Annotated in this window: 15 protein-coding genes and 2 pseudogenes; 12 read left to right on the top strand and 5 right to left on the bottom strand. The window is 69.7% G+C overall.

Annotated elements, in window-relative coordinates; genetic code table 11:
* Positions 1 to 15 precede the first annotated feature (15 nt).
* The gene (locus AB0B61_RS21865; RefSeq protein WP_358434533.1) at positions 16 to 984 is read left to right on the top strand and encodes a hypothetical protein; all 969 of its coding nucleotides are present in this window, start codon (positions 16 to 18) and stop codon (positions 982 to 984) included.
* Positions 985 to 1,283: 299 nt separating this feature from the next.
* On the opposite strand, the gene AB0B61_RS21870 is transcribed toward AB0B61_RS21865, so the two are convergent.
* Positions 1,284 to 1,877, bottom strand: coding sequence for a helix-turn-helix domain-containing protein (locus AB0B61_RS21870; protein WP_358434536.1), 594 nt, complete (start codon positions 1,875 to 1,877; stop codon positions 1,284 to 1,286).
* A 78-nt stretch (positions 1,878 to 1,955) separates the two neighbouring features.
* Between AB0B61_RS21870 and AB0B61_RS21875 the strand changes: the two genes are divergently transcribed.
* On the top strand, positions 1,956 to 2,909 hold the full coding sequence (locus AB0B61_RS21875) for a zinc-binding dehydrogenase (RefSeq protein WP_358434539.1): 954 nt from the start codon (positions 1,956 to 1,958) through the stop codon (positions 2,907 to 2,909).
* Between the two features lie 274 nt (positions 2,910 to 3,183).
* On the opposite strand, the gene AB0B61_RS21880 is transcribed toward AB0B61_RS21875, so the two are convergent.
* Positions 3,184 to 4,383 carry a serine/threonine-protein kinase gene (locus AB0B61_RS21880; RefSeq protein ID WP_358434542.1) on the bottom strand — a complete coding sequence of 400 codons (1,200 nt, stop codon included), beginning with the start codon at positions 4,381 to 4,383 and terminating at the stop codon, positions 3,184 to 3,186.
* A gap of 208 nt (positions 4,384 to 4,591) precedes the next feature.
* Here AB0B61_RS21880 and AB0B61_RS21885 point away from each other — a divergent pair, with 208 nt between their 5' ends.
* The 7 genes and pseudogenes from AB0B61_RS21885 (at position 4,592) to htpX (ending at position 12,932) form a co-directional block, all read left to right on the top strand.
* Positions 4,592 to 5,380: a 4Fe-4S binding protein gene (locus AB0B61_RS21885; RefSeq protein WP_358434545.1), complete on the top strand. Its 789-nt coding sequence runs from the start codon at positions 4,592 to 4,594 to the stop codon at positions 5,378 to 5,380.
* A complete protein-coding gene (locus AB0B61_RS21890; RefSeq protein ID WP_358434548.1) occupies positions 5,377 to 5,940 on the top strand; it encodes an NADH-quinone oxidoreductase subunit J in 564 nt (187 codons plus the stop codon). The genes AB0B61_RS21885 and AB0B61_RS21890 overlap by 4 nt, the downstream gene beginning before the upstream one ends.
* A pseudogene (gene nuoK / locus AB0B61_RS21895) lies at positions 5,940 to 6,224 on the top strand (NADH-quinone oxidoreductase subunit NuoK); the annotation flags it as partial. The gene AB0B61_RS21890 and the pseudogene nuoK, both read left to right, overlap by 1 nt.
* Before the next feature lie 248 nt (positions 6,225 to 6,472).
* Complete coding sequence (locus AB0B61_RS21900; protein WP_358434551.1) at positions 6,473 to 8,371, top strand: NADH-quinone oxidoreductase subunit L; 1,899 nt, start codon at positions 6,473 to 6,475, stop codon at positions 8,369 to 8,371.
* Positions 8,368 to 10,128: an NADH-quinone oxidoreductase subunit M gene (locus AB0B61_RS21905; protein WP_358434554.1), complete on the top strand. Its 1,761-nt coding sequence runs from the start codon at positions 8,368 to 8,370 to the stop codon at positions 10,126 to 10,128. Before AB0B61_RS21900 ends, AB0B61_RS21905 begins: the two co-directional genes overlap by 4 nt.
* Complete coding sequence (locus AB0B61_RS21910; protein ID WP_358434557.1) at positions 10,125 to 11,777, top strand: NADH-quinone oxidoreductase subunit N; 1,653 nt, start codon at positions 10,125 to 10,127, stop codon at positions 11,775 to 11,777. Before AB0B61_RS21905 ends, AB0B61_RS21910 begins: the two co-directional genes overlap by 4 nt.
* Positions 11,778 to 12,080: 303 nt before the next feature.
* Complete coding sequence (gene htpX, locus AB0B61_RS21915) at positions 12,081 to 12,932, top strand: zinc metalloprotease HtpX (protein WP_358434559.1); 852 nt, start codon at positions 12,081 to 12,083, stop codon at positions 12,930 to 12,932.
* A 132-nt stretch (positions 12,933 to 13,064) separates the two neighbouring features.
* Here htpX and AB0B61_RS21920 read toward each other — a convergent pair whose 3' ends face one another.
* Positions 13,065 to 13,268, bottom strand: coding sequence for a ferredoxin (locus AB0B61_RS21920; RefSeq protein ID WP_358434562.1), 204 nt, complete (start codon positions 13,266 to 13,268; stop codon positions 13,065 to 13,067).
* A gap of 254 nt (positions 13,269 to 13,522) precedes the next feature.
* Here AB0B61_RS21920 and AB0B61_RS21925 point away from each other — a divergent pair.
* Positions 13,523 to 16,101: pseudogene (locus AB0B61_RS21925) on the top strand (Tn3 family transposase).
* Between the two features lie 54 nt (positions 16,102 to 16,155).
* Here the strand turns inward: AB0B61_RS21925 and AB0B61_RS21930 are convergent.
* Complete coding sequence (locus AB0B61_RS21930; RefSeq protein WP_358434565.1) at positions 16,156 to 17,784, bottom strand: carboxylesterase family protein; 1,629 nt, start codon at positions 17,782 to 17,784, stop codon at positions 16,156 to 16,158.
* Positions 17,781 to 18,014, bottom strand: coding sequence for a hypothetical protein (locus AB0B61_RS21935; protein ID WP_225302423.1), 234 nt, complete (start codon positions 18,012 to 18,014; stop codon positions 17,781 to 17,783). The genes AB0B61_RS21930 and AB0B61_RS21935 overlap by 4 nt, the downstream gene beginning before the upstream one ends.
* 92 nt (positions 18,015 to 18,106) lie before the next feature.
* Here AB0B61_RS21935 and AB0B61_RS21940 point away from each other — a divergent pair, with 92 nt between their 5' ends.
* Together AB0B61_RS21940 and AB0B61_RS21945 are read left to right on the top strand one after the other, a co-directional pair.
* A complete protein-coding gene (locus tag AB0B61_RS21940) occupies positions 18,107 to 18,748 on the top strand; it encodes a TetR/AcrR family transcriptional regulator (protein WP_358434567.1) in 642 nt (213 codons plus the stop codon).
* 294 nt (positions 18,749 to 19,042) lie between these two features.
* A complete protein-coding gene (locus tag AB0B61_RS21945; RefSeq protein ID WP_358434570.1) occupies positions 19,043 to 19,765 on the top strand; it encodes a tyrosine-type recombinase/integrase in 723 nt (240 codons plus the stop codon).
* The last annotated feature ends 44 nt before the right edge of the window (positions 19,766 to 19,809 follow it).

The following is a 19,809-nucleotide window of genomic DNA, read 5'->3' on the forward strand; positions in this document are numbered from 1 at the left end:
GAAGGGACGATCGTCATGGACTTTCAGCTTCGGCCGGTAGCGGGGGCGCACCCCGGAGCACGCTGCCCCAAGACCGCCATCTCCTGGGACGGCAACGCGCTGACGGCCACCGACACCGCATCCGGCCAGTCCGTACGGCTGAGACCCGCGAGGCTCTACTGCTACAGCTACGACCAGGCGTTCCTCGTGTCGTCCAAAAAGCCCAAGACCCACGCGGTCCAGGGCTTGGCCGCGCTCGACGAGGACGGCCTGGTGCTCCTCGACCTGCCAGGCGAATGGCACTTCCCGCACCTGACCGACTTCGTGGCGCAGACCGGCCTCCCGCTGATCGACGCCCGCCACCACGACTCGAAGCGGGTACGCACCGTGCTCGCCGCCCGGGCTCCCGGCTGGCGTCGCCTCCACGGCCAGCCTCCACCGCTGCTGCTCAGGTACCGCAAACCGGTGAGCATCGGCGTCGGCGTCGCCGGGCTGGCCGCGATGGTGTACCTCGCGTCGACCGGCATGTGGATGGCCTGGCGCGGCATCTCGGCGGTCGGCCGGATGCTCTTGGACGTCGTGGAGGCCAAGTGGCTGGCGGTGGGCTTCAGCCCCCTACTGCTCGTCATACGTCCGGTGTCGGCTCGCATCCAGCGATGGCGTGCGGATCGCGGCCTGATCCTCGGCTCCGCCACGGGGGTGTACCTCAGTGTCACGCCGAACGAGAAACTGCAGATCAACCAGGGTAAGGCGCAGCTACCGAAGATACGGCTCGGTGAGGGGCTGGCGGACGCGGTGAGCTTGCTGCTCTACCACTACGACGGTTTATCCGGACTTGTCATCCTGAATAAGCGGGAAGATGCTGTGCACCATCTCCCAGGGCAATGGCTGCCCGACGCGGCCAATCGTTTCGCGCGCCGGCAGGGGCTGAGGCTGGCTGTGCATGCGGTGTCGCGGGACGAGTACATCGCCCTGACCCTCAACTCCCGGGACGCGACACCCTGATCGTGTCGGCTAACCACGCCTCGCATGCCCCAGGAGGCCGTACTCGACCGCTCGGCCGTCCCTGGTGGAAGCCATGCAGCGGGATCGTGGATCCACCACTCACTGAGACGCCGCCCCCGGTGACGTCCTCGCCCCTTCGCCGGCTGTGTCGCTGCCGTCCAGTCGCGGAGGCTCGCGGTGCCCATCCATGTCCGGCGGGCTGTCAGGGCGTAGCGGGGACTGTGCCGGGCCAGTCGAGGTTCGGTGGGCATCGGGCCAGGGTGGGCCCGGTGCTGGGCTGGTCGAAGCCCGATGGGCGGTCAGGCCGTGGTCGAGGCAATGCCGAGTTGGTCGAACGCGGTGGCCACGCTCGGTCTGAGTCCGGCTGGGTCGTCGGCGGCCATCTCGCGTCCGGCGTTGTAGCAGGCCAGTGCGATCTGCGGCGCCAGCGCGGCCGTTTCGGCCGACGCGCCCTGTTCGCGCAGGATCTCACCCAGCGTCTCGGCGAGGCGCCGCTGCTTGCGGGCCGCGCGGTCGCTGAGCTCGGGGTTGTCGGCGACCAGCCGCTCGCGCTGTACGTAGTGCTCTGCGTCCCGCGTCACCTCGGCGCAGATGGCCAGGGTGGTCTCACGCAGCAGAGCGAGCGCCTCGGGCAACGAGGGCGCCCCGTCGACGCGTAGCTCACGATGCCGGCGGGCGACCTTGTCGACCCACTCCTGCTCGTTGGCGAAAACGACCTCCTGCTTGTCGCCGAAATACCGAAAGAACGTCGTACGCCCGGCCTCGGCCCGTTCCGCGATGTCAGCGACGGTCACGTCGGCATAGCCGCGTTCGGCGAACAACTCAAAGGCGGCCGCGACGATCTCGTCACGAGCTCGCTGCTGCTTGCGTACGCGGAGGGGTGGTCGAGACACCAACGCAGTCTATCGCTTTCCGAACGCGATCCATTATGGTACTCAGTACCAATTGGTACGAGATGCCTAAGGGGCGAGATGCGAGCAGTGCAGATCACCGAGTTCGGCGGCCCGGAAGTGGTGGCCGTACGCGAGGTGCCCGACCCCCAGCCCGGCCCCGGACAGACCCTCCTCCACGTGGCGCGATGCGGGGTGAACTTCGCCGACACCCTCCTGCACGAGAACGCCTACCTCGCCCCGGCCACGCTGCCGCTGGTGCCAGGTAGCGAGGTCGTCGGCCGGACCGAGGACGGCCGACGGCTGGCTGCCATGATCGAGAACGGTGGGTACGCCGAGAAGGCCTTACTAAGGGACGACGCCGCCTTCCCCGTGCCCGACGGGGTCGACGACGTCGCCGCGGTCGCCCTGCTCATCCAGGGCCTGACCGCCTGGTGGCTGATCAACCACACCGGCCGCCTGCGATCCGGCGAGAGCGTGGTCGTCCACGCGGCGGCGGGCGGCGTCGGTTCGCTGGCCGTACAACTGGCCAAGCTGAACGGGGCGGGCCGGGTCATCGCCACGGCCAGTACGCCGGAGAAGCGTGAACTGGCGCTGTCCCTCGGCGCGGACGCCGCCGTCGACCCCGCCACCGAAGACCTCACCGCGGCCCTGTGCGCGGCGAATCACGGCAAACAGGTCGACGTGGTCCTGGAAATGACCGGCGGCCCTGTCACCGACCAGAGCATCGCCGCGTTGGCCCCCTTCGGCCGGCTCGCCTACTACGGAATGGCCAGCCGGGTGGAACCCGAGAAGGTGGCGCCACGCGCGCTCCAGCGCCGTTCCCTCACCGTCAGCGGCTTCTGGCTCATGAACGCCTTCGCCCGGCCGGCGACTCTTGCCAAGGCGTACGCGGAGTTGACGGCACAGGTCGTCGCGGGTGAACTCCGCGTCATCAGCGGTGGTGACCACCCGATGTCGGAGATCCAGCACGTACACGAGGAACTCCGCAGCCGCCGCACGACCGGCAAACTGGTCATCGACCCCAGCCGGTAGCCCGCTCCGGCCTGCCAGGCGAAGCCGCCCAGCAAGCACCCGTTCACCGGCGGCGGCGATCACGTCCTCTGCCCGGGAGCGGCGTTGGCCTACGGAGGACCCGGATCACTTCTCTCGCCCAGGAGGAGTGGTGGATTGCGGAGGAGTTCATGTCCGACACCCGGACCATTTCCTCCTGCGCGGGAGCGGCGGTGGGTGGAGAGGTCGGTCGGGCGGGGCCGGGTCGGGTCAGCGGACGCGGGACCGTCGGCGGGTCAGCCCCCGGCGATTCGGGTCAGTGGACGATGGCCAGCATCACGTCGGACGCGGACGGCCGGTCGTCTGGGCTCTTGTGGAGGCAGGAGCCCACGATGCCGCGGAGGGCGGGCGGTAACGGCGACAGGTCCGGATGGAAGGTGAGCACCCGGTTGAACACCGCGGGCACCGTATCCTCCCCGAACGCCGGCCGTCCCGTCGCCGCGAACATCATCGTCACAGCCCAGCTGAACACGTCGGACGGCGGTCCCACCGGCGCCCCCGACAGCTGCTCGGGCGACATGTAAGGCGGGGTGCCGACCATTTTGCCCGAGGTCACCGTCATCTGGTCGAGCGCCCGCGCGATCCCGAAGTCGATCACCCGCGGCCCGTCCGGTCCGATGAGCACGTTGCTCGGCTTGAAGTCGCGGTGGACAACCCCCGCCTTGTGGATGGCGGCGAGCGCCCCGGCTGTGGATAACGCCAGCCGCGTCAGGCTGTCCTCGTCGCGCGGGCCGTACTTGCGTACGAGATGTTCGAGCGACGGACCCTCGACGTATTCGCTGACGATGTAGGCGTGCTGACCCGTGATGCTGACGTCCAGCACCCGGGCCGTGGAGAACGTCGCCACCCGGCGGGCCGCGTCCACCTCCCTGGCGAACCTGGCCCGCGCCACGTCGTCCACGAGGTCGTGCAGGACCTTGACCGCGACGCGTACACCGTTGGGCGCCTGCGCCAGATAGACCGCGCCCTGCCCGCCCCGCCCGAGCGGCTGGAGCACCCGGTAGTGCCCGATCCACTCGGGCTCGTGCGGCCGTCGCTGCGGGCTCGGGGAGGTGGTGCGCTGGTGCAGATCGAAGGGCGGAGGGGTGTTCCGGTGCAGGTGGGGAGGCTGGTAGACAGGTCCGTTGAGGCGGGCCCTGACCATCTTGGGTACGAGGATGCCCGAGTGGATCACCCCGCCCAGCCAGCTGATCACCAGCGCGAACGAGACCAATCCCGACAGTGGGTCCGGGATCTCGGCGAACTCCGTGTAGCTCACGGCCGCCAGCAAGAACGAGCCGATGCAAATGGCATAGAAGCCGGCCGCGACGACGTGCCACGTGCTCCGCAGCCAGTAAGCCGCGAACCCGATCGTGAACGGCGTCGCCAGCCCACACGTCAGCAGCGGCAGCACCGCCCACACGATGGCCGCCGCCCACGCTCCGCCGCTGGGACGGGGCGGCTGGCTGTACGACATGGCGGGAAGACTATCGCGCAGGACTTTCACATATCGGGTGTGGACACATCTTGTGGATAACCTCCGGTCAACCTGTGGATGGCTGTGGAAAACTTGGGGACAACGGGCCTGGAGCGTTCACCTGCGCGGTCAAGTGCGACATGATGTTGATATGGCGCGGATACCGGGAGTCGGCCTCGCGAAGGGCCTGTCGGTCACTCTTCGTCACATGCTGCGCAAATCCGTGACCCAGCAGTATCCCGAGGTCAAGCCCGACCTTCCGCCGCGCAGCCGCGGCGTCATCGCCCTGGTCGAGGAGAACTGCACCTCCTGCATGCTCTGCGCGCGCGAGTGCCCTGACTGGTGCATCTACATCGACTCGCACAAGGAGACCCTCCCGGCGCCTGAGGGTGGACGTCCCCGCCAGCGGAACGTCCTCGACCGGTTCGCCATCGACTTCGCCCTGTGCATGTACTGCGGGATCTGCATCGAGGTGTGCCCGTTCGACGCGCTGTTCTGGTCGCCCGAGTTCGAGTACGCCGAGGGTGACATCCGGAACCTTCTGCACGAGAAGGACCGGCTCGCGACCTGGGCCCCCACGGTTCTGCCTCCTCCGGCCCACGACCCGGGCGCGGAGCCGCCGAAGGAACTCACCGCTGCCCGCCGACCGGCCCGTGGCCCGTCCACCGCCCGCCCTGGCACCGCGGGTCCTGCCGCGGACCGCGCCGGTACGGCCTCTGGCGTCGGTTCTGGCCCGGCCTCCGGTACCGCCGCTGGACCTGTCGCCGATACCGCCTCCGAACCGGCTCCGGGCACCGAGACCGGCCCGTCATCCACAGGCCAGCCGTCTGCCGAAGAGTTTTCCACAGGCACGGGCCAACCGTCGTCGCCGCCCGGCCGCGGGGAGCAGACTTCTGGCACGAGCCGACGCGGGCGCAAGATGGCCGATCCTCGATCCATCCGCCCGCCCGGGCGGCTCGACCCGGAAAAGACAAGGGAGTCCGAGGAGGATTCGTGACCGAGGCGGTGCCCTCCTATCTGTCACCCACCGGGCAAGAGATCGTCTTCTTGCTGCTGGGTGCGGTGGCGGTCGGATCCGCGCTGCTCGTCGTCACGACCAGGCAACTGGTCCACGCCGCCCTCTGGCTGGTCGTCTCCTTCGGCGCCCTGGCCGGCGGCTACCTGGTGCTGACCGCCGAGTTCGTGGCCTGGGTCCAGGTGCTCATCTATGTGGGCGCGGTGGTGGTCCTGCTGCTGTTCGGGATCATGCTGACCCGTGCCCCGATCGGCCGCTCCGCCGATCTCGACAGCGGCAACCGGTGGGTGGCGGCCGTGGTGGCGGTGGCGACGGCGGCCGTCCTGGTCACAGTGGTGGTCGACGGCTTCCGCACGGCGTACACACCGCTGAAACCCGGCGCCGGCGCGGCGAAGGAGCTGGGCGCCAGCGTGTTCAGCACGTGGGTGCTGCCGTTCGAGGCGCTCTCGGTGCTGCTGCTGGCCGCGCTGATCGGCGCCATCGTGCTGTCCCGCACGGACATACCCGGGGGTCCGCCACCTGAGCAGACCGGGGGTTCTTAGTGCACATCGTCTACCCGGCGGTCGTCTCCGCGCTCCTCTTCTCCGTCGGCGTCTACGGGGTGCTCGCCCGGCGCAACACGATCCTCGTGCTGATGTCGGTCGAGCTGATGCTCAACGCCGTCAACCTCAACCTGGTCGCGTTCGACGTGTGGCTGGGCGATCGGCTGCACAGCGGCCAGGTGCTCACGCTGTTCATCATCGTGATCGCCGCCGCCGAGGTCGGGCTGGGGCTCGCGATCGTGCTGTCCCTCTACCGCAATCGCCGTACGGTCGACATCGACCAGCTCCGCGACCTGTCCGAACCCGGCACATCGGACACCCCGGCGGACTCGGCGGGTAAGTCGGGCGACCAAGAAGGCTCCGGCATGCCGGACGATCCCGCATACCCCAGCACGTCGGCTGACCCGGCAGACCCGCCGACACGTCGGCTGGGCGAGCCCGCCGTTGCGGAGGACCCGGCCACGACACCAGAGCCCGCGACGGCGGAGGACCCAGCCGCGACAGCCGAGCCCGCCAAACGAGGGGGCGCGTTGTGACAGTCTTCCCGCTCCTGGCCGTCGTCCTGCCCTTCGTCGCGGCCTTCGCCGGCCTGCTGCTGTCGCGCCGGCCGCATGGGCGTACGGAGAGCAGACCGGGCTCAGCGGCCAACACGCGGGCGGCGTGGATCGCGGTGGTGCCCACGGCCGCCGCCGCGGTCCTGGCGCTCTGGCTGGCCTGGGCACCCGGCTTCGCCTTCATCGAAGACGCGACGCCGGGTCCGGCCGTCGGCCGCACCTACGGCACCATCGGCACCGGCGCCGTCCCGATCTCGCTGACCCTCCAGGCCGACGACCTGTCCGCCATCCTCGGCGTCCTGGTGACCCTCGTGGCGCTGGCCGTACAGGTCTATTCGGTCGGCTACCTCCACGACGACCCGCGCTATCCCTCCTACAGCGCCTTCATCAGCCTGTTCACCAGCGCGATGCTGCTGGTCGTCTACGCCGGCGACCTCCTCGTCCTCTACGTGGGCTGGGAGGTCATGGGCCTGTGCTCCTACCTGCTCATCGGCCACTGGTGGGAGGACAAGGCCAACTCGCGGGCGGCCATCAAGGCGTTCCTGGTCACCCGGCTCGGCGACGTCGGCTTCCTGTTCGGCATCTTCGTGCTCGGCGGCGCCGCGGGCAGCTTCCGGATATCGGAGGTGCTGGCGAAAGTGCCCGAGATGTCCACGGGCACACTGGTGACCGCCACCATGCTGCTGCTGGCCGGGGTAGCGGGCAAGAGCGCGCAGGTTCCGCTGCACACCTGGCTGCCCGACGCGATGGCGGGCCCGACCCCCATCAGCGCGCTGATCCACGCCGCCACCATGGTGGCCGCCGGGATCTTCATCGTGGCGCGGCTCTTCCCCGCCTTCCAGGGCGCCCGTCCCACGCTCGACGTGCTGGCCGTCATGGCCGCCCTCGGCATGCTGGGCGCCGCCCTGGCCGCGCTCGCCCAGGACGACCTGAAACGCGTGCTCGCCTACTCGACGATCAGCCAGCTCTCCTACATGGCCGGCGGGCTGGCGGCGGGCTCCGACAACGCGGCGATCTTCCACCTCCTCACGCACGGCGCGTTCAAGGCGCTGCTCTTCCTGTGCGCGGGCGCGGTCATCCATCACGTCGGCTCCAACCTGATGAGCCAGATGGGCGGGCTGAGACGGGCGTTGCCGGTCACGTTCGTCACGATGACGATCGGGTTCGCCGCCCTCGCGGGGCTGCCTCCGGCCAGCGGCTTCTTCAGCAAGGACGAGCTCCTGCTGACCATGGACCGCGCGCTGTCGGGTGGCGGTCTGACGGATGCCGCCGCCCTGCTGCTGTACGGCTGCGCGCTCGCGACCGTCGCCGTCACGGGGGCGTACGCGACCAGAGCCTGGCTACGCACCTTCTTCGGCGCGGCGAGAGTCGTGGCGCTCCCCGAGCCCGAGCCCGGCACGGCCCACGTGGTCGACATCCGCGAGGCGCCACGGACGATGCTCGTGCCCATCGTGCTCCTCTCGGTTCCGGCCGTGCTCCTCGGGTTCGCCGGTGGGCTCCATGTGGAGCTCGGGGTGGCGGCCATCAGCGTCGTGCTCGCGCTGCTCGGCGCCGGGGTGGTGTACGCGTTCTGGCGCAGCGACCCCCTCGCCGACCCGGCCCGTCTGCTCGGCCCCCTGCGCGTGCCGTGCGAGCGGGCGTTCTACGTGGACGGCGTCTACGCCGCCCTGTTCGTCCGGCCTGTCCTGGTGCTGGCCAGGCTCGTGGTCAGGACGGACGACGTGGTCGTGGACGGGGCGGTACGCGGCTCGGGCCGGTCCGCGCAAGGGCTGTCCGGGCTGCTGCGGCTCGCCCAGAACGGCAACGTCCAGCTCTATGTGAGCGGCGTACTCGCTGGGGTCCTCCTGATCGTGGTGGGGGCGGTGGTGTTCGCATGACGGGCTGGCTTCCTGTGGCGTTGCTGGCGGTGCCCCTGCTCGGCGCGTTGCTGCTGCTGGTGTCGCCCACCGTGTTGCGCCCCTGGCTGCGGGTCTACGGGCTGGTCGTGTCGGGTGTCGCGCTGGTGCTGGCCGTGGTGATGGTGGCGACGTTCGACTACGGGCAGGCGGCGCGGCCGCAGTTCGCCATCGACCGGGAATGGATCCCCGGGCTGGGAATCCACTTCCACCTGGCCGTCGACGGCATCTCGCTGCCGCTGATCGCGCTGACCGCCCTCCTGACGTTCCTCTGCTTCGTCTACCTGAGCTGGGGAGACGCGCGCGGCCCCGGCCAGCTGCTGCGACCGAGGGCGGGGGGTGCGCGGCCGCGGGCGCTGGTGTTCACGCTGCTCGTGCTCGAAGTCGGCATGATCGGTACGTTCCTCGCGCTCGACCTGCTGCTGTTCTTCGTGTTCTTCGAGATCGTGCTGATCCCGATGTACTTCCTGATCGCCATCTGGGGCGGCAAGGGCCGGCGGGGCGCGTCGATCAAGTTCATCCTCTACACGCTGCTCGGCTCGGTCGTGATGCTGCTCGGCCTGCTGCTCGTCTGGGCGCGCACCGGCACGCTGGACATCGTCGCCCTCGGCCAGGCACACGGCGCGGGCATGCCCAGGGCCGTACAGATCCTCGCGTTCGTGGCGATCGGCGTCGGGCTGGCGGTCAAGACGCCCATGTGGCCGCTGCACACCTGGCTCCCCGACGCGCACACCGAGGCGCCCACCGTCGGCTCGGTGCTGCTGGCCGGCGTGCTACTGAAGATGGGCACGTACGGCTTCGCGAGGATCGCCATTCCTGTCCTGCCCGAAGGGGCGGCGGCGGTGGCGCCGTGGCTGGGGGCGTTCGCCGTGGTCGGCATCGTCTACGGGGCCCTGGCCTGCCTCGCGCAGCGCGATCTCAAGCGCATGATCGCCTACTCCTCCGTGGGCCACATGGGCTTCGTCCTGCTGGGCTTCGCCACGCTGACCACCGTGGGCGTCAACGGCGCCCTGTTCGCGAACGTCGCCCACGGCCTCATCACCGGCCTGCTGTTCTTCCTCGCCGGCGCGATCAAGGAGCGCTACGGCACGGCCGACATGCGCGCACTCGGCGGCGGCATGCTGGCCACACTTCCCCACCTGGGGTCGGTGCTGACCTTCGCGGCCATCGCCTCGCTCGGGGTGCCGGGGCTGGCCGGGTTCTGGGGGGAGATGCTGTCCCTCTTCGGCGCCTTCCAACCGGCGGCCGGACTGCCTCGGGGGCTGTTCCTGACGTTCATGGTGATCGGCGGGCTGGGCGCGGTGCTGACGGCGGCGTACTTCCTCGTCATGCTGTCCCGCGTCACCCATGGGCGTCCCGAACGCGCCCAGGCGATCCCAGCAGTCGCGCGCTCGGGCGCTTCTGGTGTGGGCGGCTGGCCATCCGACGGGTCCGCGTCGCCGGACAGTGAGCGGTCTGGGTGGGCGGGCGAGTCGCCGGACAGTGAGCGGGCTGCGTGGCCGGGCGAGTCGCCGGACAGCGAGCAGGCTGCGTGGGCAGGCGAGCCGCCGGACAGTGAGCGGGTCACGGGGACGATCGAGGGTGGTGCTGGCGGGCGGGTGTTGCGGGACATCCAGGGGTACGAGTTCGCCGCCTGGGTGCCGTTGATCGTGCTGATTCTGCTGTTCGGGCTCTGGCCGAAACTGCTCCTCTCGCTCACCACACCTGCCGTACAAACCCTGCTGGGAGCCCTGTCATGATCCAGCAGATCGACTACTCCGTCATCGCGGTGCCCCTGGTCCTCGCGCTGGTGGCCGGGCTCGTGCTGATGCTCGACGCGTTCCTGCCCAGCGGGGGACGGACCAGGACCGGGCTCGGCCTGGTCAGTCTCGCGGGCGTCGTCGTCGCTCTGGGGTTCGTCGTGGCGCAGGCCGTACGAGGTGACGGCGCACGGGCGACCTTCTGCGTTCCCGAAAGCCTCGCCACCGCGGCGGGCCCCGGAAGCGAGCCGGCGTGCTCGTTCGTGGTCGACCGCTTCACGCTGATCTTCGCCGGGCTGGTGCTGGTCGCGGGCGTCGTGGTCGTGCTGATGTCGATGACCCAGCTGGCCGGGGGCGGCATTCCGGCAGGTGAGTGGTATTTCCTGCTGCTCTGTACGTTGGTCGGCGCGGTGACCCTGCCTGCCTCGCGTGACCTGATCATGCTGGTGGTGGCCCTGGAGCTGGTCTCGCTGCCGGTCTTCGCCCTCACCGCGCTCAAACGCTACGACGGACGCTCCTCCGAGGCGGCGGTCAAGCTTTTCCTGGTCTCGGTCGTGTCGACGGCCGTGATGCTGTTCGGGGTCTCGCTGCTGTACGGGATCGCGGGGACGGTCTACCTCTCCCGTCTCGCCGCAGTGTTCAGCGGGAAGGCCCCCGCGCCGGGTGTGGGGGCGCCGGAGACGTACTCGTCGCTGCTGGTGGCCGCCCACGGGCTGCCGGGCGTGGTCACGGTCGGGTTGGTGCTCGTCGTGGCGGGTTTCGCGTTCAAGATCGCTGTGGTGCCGTTCCACGCCTGGGCGGCGGACGTCTACCAGGGCGCGCCGATCCCGGTCGCCGCGCTGCTCTCGGTGATCTCGAAGGCGGCCGGGTTCGCGGGCCTGATCCTCGTTCTGGTCACGGCGTTGCCCGGCCAGGCGTCGACGTGGTCGCCCATCATCGCGGTCGTCGCGGCGCTCACCATGACGGTCGGCAACCTCCTGGCCATGCGCCAACGCTCCGCCGTACGCCTGCTGGCCTGGTCCTCGGTCGCCCAGTCGGGCTACATCCTGGCCCCGCTCGCGGTGACGGCCCAGACCGGCGCTATGGCCGCCGCTCCCGGCCTTACCGTCGGTGCGGGTGCGGCGGGTGCGGCGGGTGCGGCGGGTGCGGCGGGTGCGGCGGGTGTCGCCGGGGCGGTCGGGGCGTCCGTGGCGTACCTCGTCATCTACGCCGCCATGAACCTGGGCGCCTTCGCGGTCGTCATGCTGATGTCGCGGACGACCGCGCGCAATGAGCTGGACGACTACCGCGGTCTCGCCTTCCGCAGCCCGGTGGCGGCGATCGCGCTGGCGTTCTGCCTGATCTGCCTGGCCGGTCTGCCGCCGGGGCTGGCGGGGCTGTTCGCCAAGGTGGTGGTGTTCCGGCAGATCGTCGAGGGTGGAGCCGGGTGGCTCGCGGTGGTCATGGCCGTCAACACCGTGATCGGCCTGTACTACTACGTCTTCTGGACGGCTCGGCTGTTCACCCCGGCCGAACCCGTGCCCGCCGGTGTCCGCCGGGCGCTTCCCGCCGCCTGGGTGGCCGTCGGGATCGCTGTGGTGGCGGCGCTGCTGTTCTCGGTCGCACCGCAACTGGTGCTGGGGATGACGTCGCTGTCCGCCTCCGGGTGAGCATGCGGATGGAGCGCGTCCGCCTCCGGGGGAGCAAGCGGATCGGCCGCGGTCCCGACGCGCTGTGCAGGCGGATCAGGCGCGGTTCCGACGCGCTGTGCAGGCGGGTGGGCTGCGGTTTCGACCCGCTAAGCAGGCGAATCGGGCGCGGTTCCGACCCGCTAAGCAGGCGGATGGGGCGCGGTTCTGATGCTCTGAGCTGGCGGTATGGTCGCGCTGTGCCCTCGGGCGGCCACCACGGGGAACGATGAACCGGGGGATCGTCGTTGGACCAGGTGAACCCACACCGCGAAGGGGGGAACCTTGCACCACAACGGTCTGCGCACCGCCATTCTGCTGGGCGGCCTATCTGCGTTGATACTCGCGGTGGGAGGGTGGCTGGGCGGCGGCACCGGGCTGCAACTCGCGTTCGTGCTCGCCATGGCGAGCAGCGGTGTCGCCTACTTCTTCTCCGACCGGATCGCCCTGTCGGCGATGCGGGCGCGGCAGGTCAGCGAGGTCGAGCAGCCGATGCTCTACCGGATCGTACGGGAGCTGTCCAACGAAGCCCGGCAGCCGATGCCGCGCCTGTACATCTCACCCACCGTGCAACCGAACGCCTTCGCGACCGGCCGGAGCCCGCGCCAGGCGGCGGTCTGCGTGACGTACGGGCTCACGCAGCTGCTCAACCCGGACGAGATGCGCGGAGTCATCGGGCACGAGCTATCTCATGTGTACAACCGAGACATCCTGGTCTCCTCGGTAGCCGGCGCGCTGGCCACGATGATCACTTGGCTCAGCTACGTGGCCGTGTTCTTCGGCGGGTCCGATGACGATGAGGGGCCCGGGTTCGTGGGGGCGCTGCTCATGATGGTTCTCGGACCGGTGGCGGCGGGGATGGTGCAGATGGCGATCTCCAGGACGAGGGAGTTCCAGGCGGACGAGTCCGGTGCTCGGCTGACGGGCGATCCGCTGGCGCTGGCCTCGGCGCTGCGCAAGATCGAGATGGGCGCACGCCGACTGCCGCTGCCGGAGAACAGCCGCCTCACCTCGGCTTCCCACATGATGATCGCCAACCCGTTCAGCGGGTCCGGGTTCGGGAGGCTGTTCTCCACCCACCCGCCCACTTCCGAGCGGGTCGCCCGGTTGGAGCGCATGGCGGGCTACCGCCGCTAATCCGCCACGCTGAGGGCTAATCCGCCACACCGAAGGCTCGGACAGCTGGGCCGCACGCTGTGACCGCGTTGGGACTCCTACAGTCGGGCGGACCATATGGGGACTCGTACAGCTGGATGACAGGGGGTGTGACTACGCCGTTGCGTCGGACTCGGACAGTCGGATCGCGGCGGCCGGGCACACGCTCGCCACCTCCCGTACGGCCCGATGCAGGCGCGCATCCGGCGTGTCGTCGAGCAGCAGCACGACCCCGTCATCCTCGTCCTGGTCGAACACCTCCGGCGCGATCATCGCGCACTGCCCCGCCCCGCAGCACTTGTCCCGATCCACCGTCACTTCTTGGCGGCGATGTGCGCCGTGAGGTAGTCGTTGAAGTCGGCCTGCGGCGTCGATCTCCACTCCACCATCGCGTCGATCAACTGAGCGTCGCCTCATCCCCGCTGGCCAGCCCGACCCCGGGGGCGAGGAGCCGGCGGACAGCCGTTGGCGCTGAGAACGATCAAGACGCACTCACGGGTGAAACATCCTCACTTGTAACGCGTCGATCACTATGAGTTGATCCCCGCCGATATGGTCCTACCGTGCGGGCTATGCCTGCGGAATTTCTGTCTGCCGAGCACAGGGCTGCCTACGTCTCGTTCATCGAGGTGCCGTCGCTGTCAGACCTGGAGAAGTTCTTCTTCCTGGACAGCTTCGACCGGAATGTGATCGCGCAGTCGAGAGCCGATTCTCACCGGCTGGGCGTCGCCGTCCAGATCGGGAGCGTGGATGATCCCGGACGCCTACGGTTACCACACCTTCGATGACACCAACAGCTGGAGCGAGCGGCAGCTGACGTGCCAGTTCGGGACTTTCCTGCACGGCAGGGCGTGGACGCACGCTGAGGGGCCGGTGGCGTTGTTCGAGCAGTCGGTGGCGTGGCTGCGGCGGCATCGGGTGTTGCTGCCCGGGGTGACCGTGCTGGAGCGGCTGGTTGGCAGCGTGCGGGAACGGGCCGATGTCCGCATGTACACGGTGGTGACCAAGCAGGTCCGCCGTGCCGATCCGCACCTGCCGGCCGCGTTGTCGGATCTGCTGGTAGTGCCCGAGGGATGGCGCATCTCGGAGCTGGAGAAGCTGCGGCAGGCGCCTAAGCGCACGTCAGGGACGGAGATGGTGCGGGCGCTGCAGCGGGTGGACAACCTGGCCGCCTTCGGGTTGAGCCGGGTCGCGGTGTCGAAGGTTCCGGTGCGGCGGATGAAGACCCTGGCCAAGTACGGGGCGGGCAGCAAGGCGCCGGTGCTGGACCGGCTGGTCGAGCCGCGCCGGACGGCGACGCTGCTGGCGGTCACGCGAAGTCTAGAGGCCGAGGCGATCGACGACGCTTTGGATCTGTTCGCGCTGTTGATGGCGACCCGGTTGATCAGCCCGGCCCGCCGCAAGTCCGCCGACGAACGGCTGCGGATGCTGCCCCGGCTGGAGCGGGCCTCCATGCTGGTGGCCAAGGCCGGCCGCGTGCTGGTCGACCAGCTCGACTTGGTCGACCAGGAGGGTGCGACCTCGATGTGGCGGCGATGTGGGCCGCGGTGGCCGAGATCGCCGACGTGAGCAAGGAGCAGGTCCGTGCGGCGCTGCAGGTGGTGGAGGAGCTGGTCCCTGAGGAGGACGGCGCGGCCGAGGCGGCGATGCGGGCCGCGCTGGTGGAGAAGTACCACACGGTGCGCCTGTTCCTGCGGCTGCTGGGCGAGTCGAAGGCACTGTCGGCGGCGCCGGGCGGGCGGCGCGTGCTGGCCGCGGTGCGCCGCTTGCCGGAGCTGTCGCGTCGGCAGGTGAGCAAGAAGCCGCTGTTGCCCAGGGAGATCGACGCCGCGCTGGTGACCGCGTCGTGGAAGCGGGCGGTGTATGCCAACCCGGACCTGCCGCAGGGCGCGGTCGATCGTGACGCGTACGTGGTGTGCGTGCTGGAGCACCTGCTACGGGCCCTGACGATCAGGGACGTGTTCGCCACGCCGTCGCTGCGCTGGGCCGACCCGCGCGCGCACCTGCTGGCGCAGATGGACGCCCGGCTGGAGGAGGCGGGCGAGGACGCGCTGGTCTCGGTGGTAACCCCGGCCGGGGGCGGGCGGGCCCGGCTGTCGGTGGGGAAGCTCGGCGCGCTCGGCGAGAGCGAGTCCCTGGCGTGGCTGAGGGCCGCCTGCCAGGCCATGCTGCCCCGCATCGACCTGCCGGAACTGCTGCTGGAGGTGCACGCCTGGACCGGGTTTCTGGACGCCTACGTGCACCTGGCCGACATCTCCACCCGCATGAACCACCTGCCGACATCGCTGGTGGCGCTGCTGATCAGCGAGGCCTGCAACGTCGGATTGACCCCTGTGATCAAGGCGGGGGAAGAGGCGCTGACCCGTGGCCGGCTGTCCCACGTGGATCAGAACTACGTGCGCGCCGAGACGCACGCCGCGGCCAACGCGATCCTGATCGCACACCAGGGCAAGGTGCCGATCGTCGCCTCGTGGGGCGGCGGCTTGCTGGCCTCGGTAGACGGGCTGCGGTTCGTCGTCCCGGTCAAGACGATCAAAGCCGGACCTTCACCCAAGTACTACGGCTACAAGCGCGGTATCACCTGGCTCAACGCAGTAAATGATCAGGTGGCGGGGATCGGGCAGATGGTGGTGCCGGGCTGCGCATGTTCGCCCGCCAGGGTTCTCCGACGCCGCTGGGGCAGGCGTTCGCCGAGTACGGCCGTATCGACAAGACGATGCACCTGCTGAGCATGCTGGACCCGATGGATTCCAGCTACCGTCGGAGCCTGGGTAAGCAGTTGTCGGTCCAGGAGTCCCGGCACCGCCTGGCCCGCAAGATCTGCCACGGCAACTCGGGCCGGATCCGACAGGCATATCGGGAAGGCCAGGAGGATCAACTCGCGGCTCTTGGACTTGTCGTCAATGCCGTCGTGTTGTGGAACTCACGGTATCTGTCGGCGATCGTGGACCAGTTGCGCGCCCAGGGTGTGCCGGTCAAGGACGAGGACGTGGCACGGCTGTCCCCGCTGGGCCACGCCCACCTCAACTGCCTGGGCCGCTACGCGATCGCATCCTCGGCCCCGGACAAGGGCCTGCGGCCGCTCGGCGCGGCGGCGCTGCCCGAGGTCAGTGCCGCCAGTGCCGCTGTCGTGGACGATGACGGCGTCTGAACCGCTGACCGATGACCGTCTGAATGACGGCTCAGCTCATGGGCTGGAGCTCTTTCACTTGCGTGTGTTCCAAAAGCGGCAGTGGTGTTCGGTGGAGCCGTCGCCATTGCTTCGGGCCGTGGTAAGGGAGCGGACGTGGTTCGCGCTCTTGCTGGTCAGGGGCTTCCATCGGGGCAGGCTCGGGTCGTTGGGATTGCCGGTGGCGGCGAAGCGGGTCCAGTAGGCGATCATCTGGTCGGCCAGTCGGCGTTGGCTTGTCGAGAGGGGCTGGTCGGTGGCGGCGCCGGGGCCGTCGAAGAGGTAGGGCAGTTCTCCGCCGTGGTAGGCGCCCAGAGGGAAGGCGGCGGGGATGGGAAACCCGGATGGTCTGGGAGCGGTGTCGTCGGCGAATTCGTATTGGTAGACGGGGGTCTTGCGGGCGAGCAGGCGGTTGCCCGCCTGGGTGGGGCAGGTCCAGCCGCGGTCGGTGGCGATGGCGGCCCATGCCAGGGAGGGGGAGCCATGTGCGCTGAGGGGATACCTGGCCGCGACCCGCCGGGCGTCGGTGCCGAAGGCGATGCGCAGGAACTGCTGATAGGTCTGCCGGGTCAGAGGCTGGCCGGGACCGTCGAAGTACATGGCCACGAAGTATCGGGCCTCGTGCGCGGTGGTGCCGGCCATGAGCGGCACCGGGTGGAGGCGTCCCTCGGCCACCGCCCGGCGCGGGTCGAGCGGCAGCGTGTCGCTTCCGTACGAGGGCGCCCAGGTGGCGGGCATCTTCTGCTGCGCGGCGAGCAGGGCCGGGACCGGGGCCTGGCGCAGGCAGGCCATCGTCTGGGCGGCGTCGGTGCATCCGATCTGTTCGGCGGCGGCTGCGGCGATCTGTTCGCCGGACTGCCGTGATGGCCACACGGTGTCGCCGCCGGCGGGGTCGATGCCCATCTGGCGCATCGAGCATGTGCCGCTTTGGATGATCGCCTTGTCGAACAGCCCCGCCGCCGTGGGGGATGTCAGCTGGGCGCAGGTGCTGAACGCGCCCGCGGACTCGCCGAACAGGGTGATGTTGCGCGGGTCGCCGCCGAAGGCCGCCGCGTTGTGCCGTATCCAGCGCAGCGCGGCCTGCTGGTCGAGCAGGCCGAATGCGCCCGAGCCGGGCAGGGCGGGGTGGCCGAGGAAGCCGAAGATGCCCAGCCGGTAGTTGACGGTCACGACGACCACGCCCGCCTTCGCCAGCCGCTGGGTGTCGTAGTCGCCGCCGGCGCCCTGGGTGAAGCCGCCGCCGTGCAGCCAGACCATCACAGGCAGCCGTTGTCCGGCGGGCACGGTCCGGGGGGCGGTGACGTTCAGGTACAGGCAGTCCTCGGTGGTGCTGGCCGGGTTGGAGTCGGCGGGATTGGCGTTCTGCGGGCAGCGCGGGGCCGTGCGGGTGCCGTCCTTGACGCCTTTCCACGCTTGGACGGGCTGGGGCGGCTGCCAGCGCAGCGTTCCGGTTGGTGGCGCGGCATAGGGGATGGCGTTGAACCGCTGCACGTCCCGGCCGATGTGAGCGCCGGTGACGGCGCCGGACGAGGTGTGCGCGACAGACTGGCGCGAGCTCGATGCGGGGCCGGTGGCGCTCGCGCAGGCCGCGACGACGGACAGACCGGCCACCGCCGTGACCAGCCGCACGCGCGCCGTCCTGCGCGCCGTTCCTCGGGGTCTCATCGGCGCACCGCCCGATACGTCGCGATGAGCAGGAACGCGGCTCCGAGGGTGCCCAGGGCGAGATCGGCCCAGCCGGGGACGCCGACGGCGCGCAGGATGCCGGCGATTCCGAAGCTGGTGTCCCACTGCGCCTCGGTGATCGCCGAGCCGAACCCCTGCACGGTGAACAGAGCTCCGGCCAGCCACAGCGCCTTATCGGCTGTGCGGTTGCGTGTTTGCGAACGACTCATGGCGTCCTCCCTTGTTCCGATGCGTACGCATCAAATAAACCGGAAAAGTTGATACGATGCAACCGCATCGAAATGCTGTCGGAAGGAACCCCATGCCCAAGCAGGTCGACTACGAGACGCGACGCCGCCACATCGCCGAAGCGGTCTGCGACCTGATCGACCGGCACGGCCCCGAAGGCGCGACCCTCCGGGACGTGGCGCAGCAGGCTGGGGTGTCCATGGGAGCAGTGCAGCGATGCTTCGCCACCAAGGACGAGATGCTCGCCTTCGCACTGCACCACATCACCGAACGCATCACCGCGCAGGGCCAGGAGGAGATCGACGCCTCCGCCGCCAAGGAGTCGGCGGTGACCCTGCTCACCGCCACCCTGCGTACGATCACCCTGATCGAGCCGCACCAGCGACGCGACGCCAGGATCCTGGCGGCCTTCACCGCCCACGCCACCGCCATCCCGTCCCTGGCGGAAATCCTGCGCCAGGCCCACGCCAAAACGCGCGACCTGCTGGTCTGGCTGATCCGCTATGGCCAGCGAACCGGCGAGTTCCGCGACGACCTCGACGCCGACCTGGAGGCCGAGACCCTCCTGCCACTCGTCGAAGGGCTGACCTCACTCGCCCTGCTCGGACACCGCCCCACCGTGCCCGCCCACGACACGCTGACTCGTCGTATCGACGGCCTGCTCATGCAGCCATCCCGGCCAAGCCGACCGGCCTCATCGACCGCAATCACCTGAGGGTGCCTTGCGAGCGCGGCACCAGCGCTGCGTCCGTCACACCACGTACGCCAAGACGCCTTCCAGAGGCGCCAGACGTTCACCGTCACGCTTGGCGTGTGATGTTCTTCACCGCCGGCGTCCGCAGCGACCCTCAGCCGGTTGCTCTATGCGAGCGGGCCTTGCGGTGCGAATCAGCAGAATGGAGACCAATGATTGCGGGATAACCTTTGTTATCTGGCAAGATAGCGATCACAGACCAGGCGCGAGCTGAGCGCCGCGCCCATCCGGGCCTTCCTCGCCGACCTCGGCCAGTTGTCGGCCGCCACCCGCAAGCGCAAGCGGGCCGCGATCGCCTCCTTCTGCCGCTGGGCGGTCAGGCACGACCTGCTCGACGCCAACCCCATGGACCGCATCGACACCATCAAGGTGCCCAAGACGCTGCCCCGCCCGGCCGCGGCCGCCGACGTCGCCAAGGTCCTGGCCGCGATCTGCTCGCGGCGGCCGCGCAAGGACCTGCCACTGGACCGGCTGCGCGACCGGGCGCTGTTCGAGACCGCCTACGTCTGCGGCGCCCGCGCCGCCGAAGTGTGCGGCCTGTACGTCGAAGACCTCGACCTGCGTATGGACGACGAACACGTCCGCATCCACGGCAAAGGCGGCAGCGTGCGCACCGTCCTGTTGGACGACCGCGGCTACGTCGCCCTGCTCAAGCTCTACCTAGCCCGCGCCGACTACACCGCCGGGCCGCTGTTTCGCGCCTCCATCAACGGCTACGGCGGGCCCCTGTCCTACGACGCCGCCCACCACCGCTGGCAGGGCTACTGCACCGCCGCACGCGTCGAGATCGACATCCACCAGCTGCGCCACGCCCACGCCACCGAACTCATCAACGCCGGGGTGTCCATCGAGGCCGTCCGCCGCCGCCTCGGCCACGCCTCCACCGAAACCACCCAGCTGTACGCGTTGCTCGACGATAAGGTCGCCGACGCCGAGATCCGCGCCGCCCGCCGACGCCGCGACCGGGCAACGCGCTGAAGAACCTTCACGACCAAGAGCGACCTCACTCGCTGCGACCAAGA

This window comes from Nonomuraea sp. NPDC049158 (genome assembly GCF_040648335.1).
Taxonomy (GTDB): Bacteria; Actinomycetota; Actinomycetes; order Streptosporangiales; family Streptosporangiaceae; genus Nonomuraea.

Coding starts and splice junctions, on each gene's coding strand:
- AB0B61_RS21935 (WP_225302423.1), bottom strand. CDS start 18,014: ATGAGTCGTTCGCAAACACGCAACCGCACAGCCGATAAGGCGCTGTGG.
- AB0B61_RS21930 (WP_358434565.1), bottom strand. CDS start 17,784: ATGAGACCCCGAGGAACGGCGCGCAGGACGGCGCGCGTGCGGCTGGTC.
- AB0B61_RS21910 (WP_358434557.1), top strand. CDS start 10,125: ATGATCCAGCAGATCGACTACTCCGTCATCGCGGTGCCCCTGGTCCTC.
- AB0B61_RS21865 (WP_358434533.1), top strand. CDS start 16: ATGGACTTTCAGCTTCGGCCGGTAGCGGGGGCGCACCCCGGAGCACGC.
- AB0B61_RS21940 (WP_358434567.1), top strand. CDS start 18,107: ATGCCCAAGCAGGTCGACTACGAGACGCGACGCCGCCACATCGCCGAA.
- AB0B61_RS21905 (WP_358434554.1), top strand. CDS start 8,368: ATGACGGGCTGGCTTCCTGTGGCGTTGCTGGCGGTGCCCCTGCTCGGC.
- AB0B61_RS21875 (WP_358434539.1), top strand. CDS start 1,956: ATGCGAGCAGTGCAGATCACCGAGTTCGGCGGCCCGGAAGTGGTGGCC.
- AB0B61_RS21880 (WP_358434542.1), bottom strand. CDS start 4,383: ATGTCGTACAGCCAGCCGCCCCGTCCCAGCGGCGGAGCGTGGGCGGCG.
- AB0B61_RS21885 (WP_358434545.1), top strand. CDS start 4,592: ATGCTGCGCAAATCCGTGACCCAGCAGTATCCCGAGGTCAAGCCCGAC.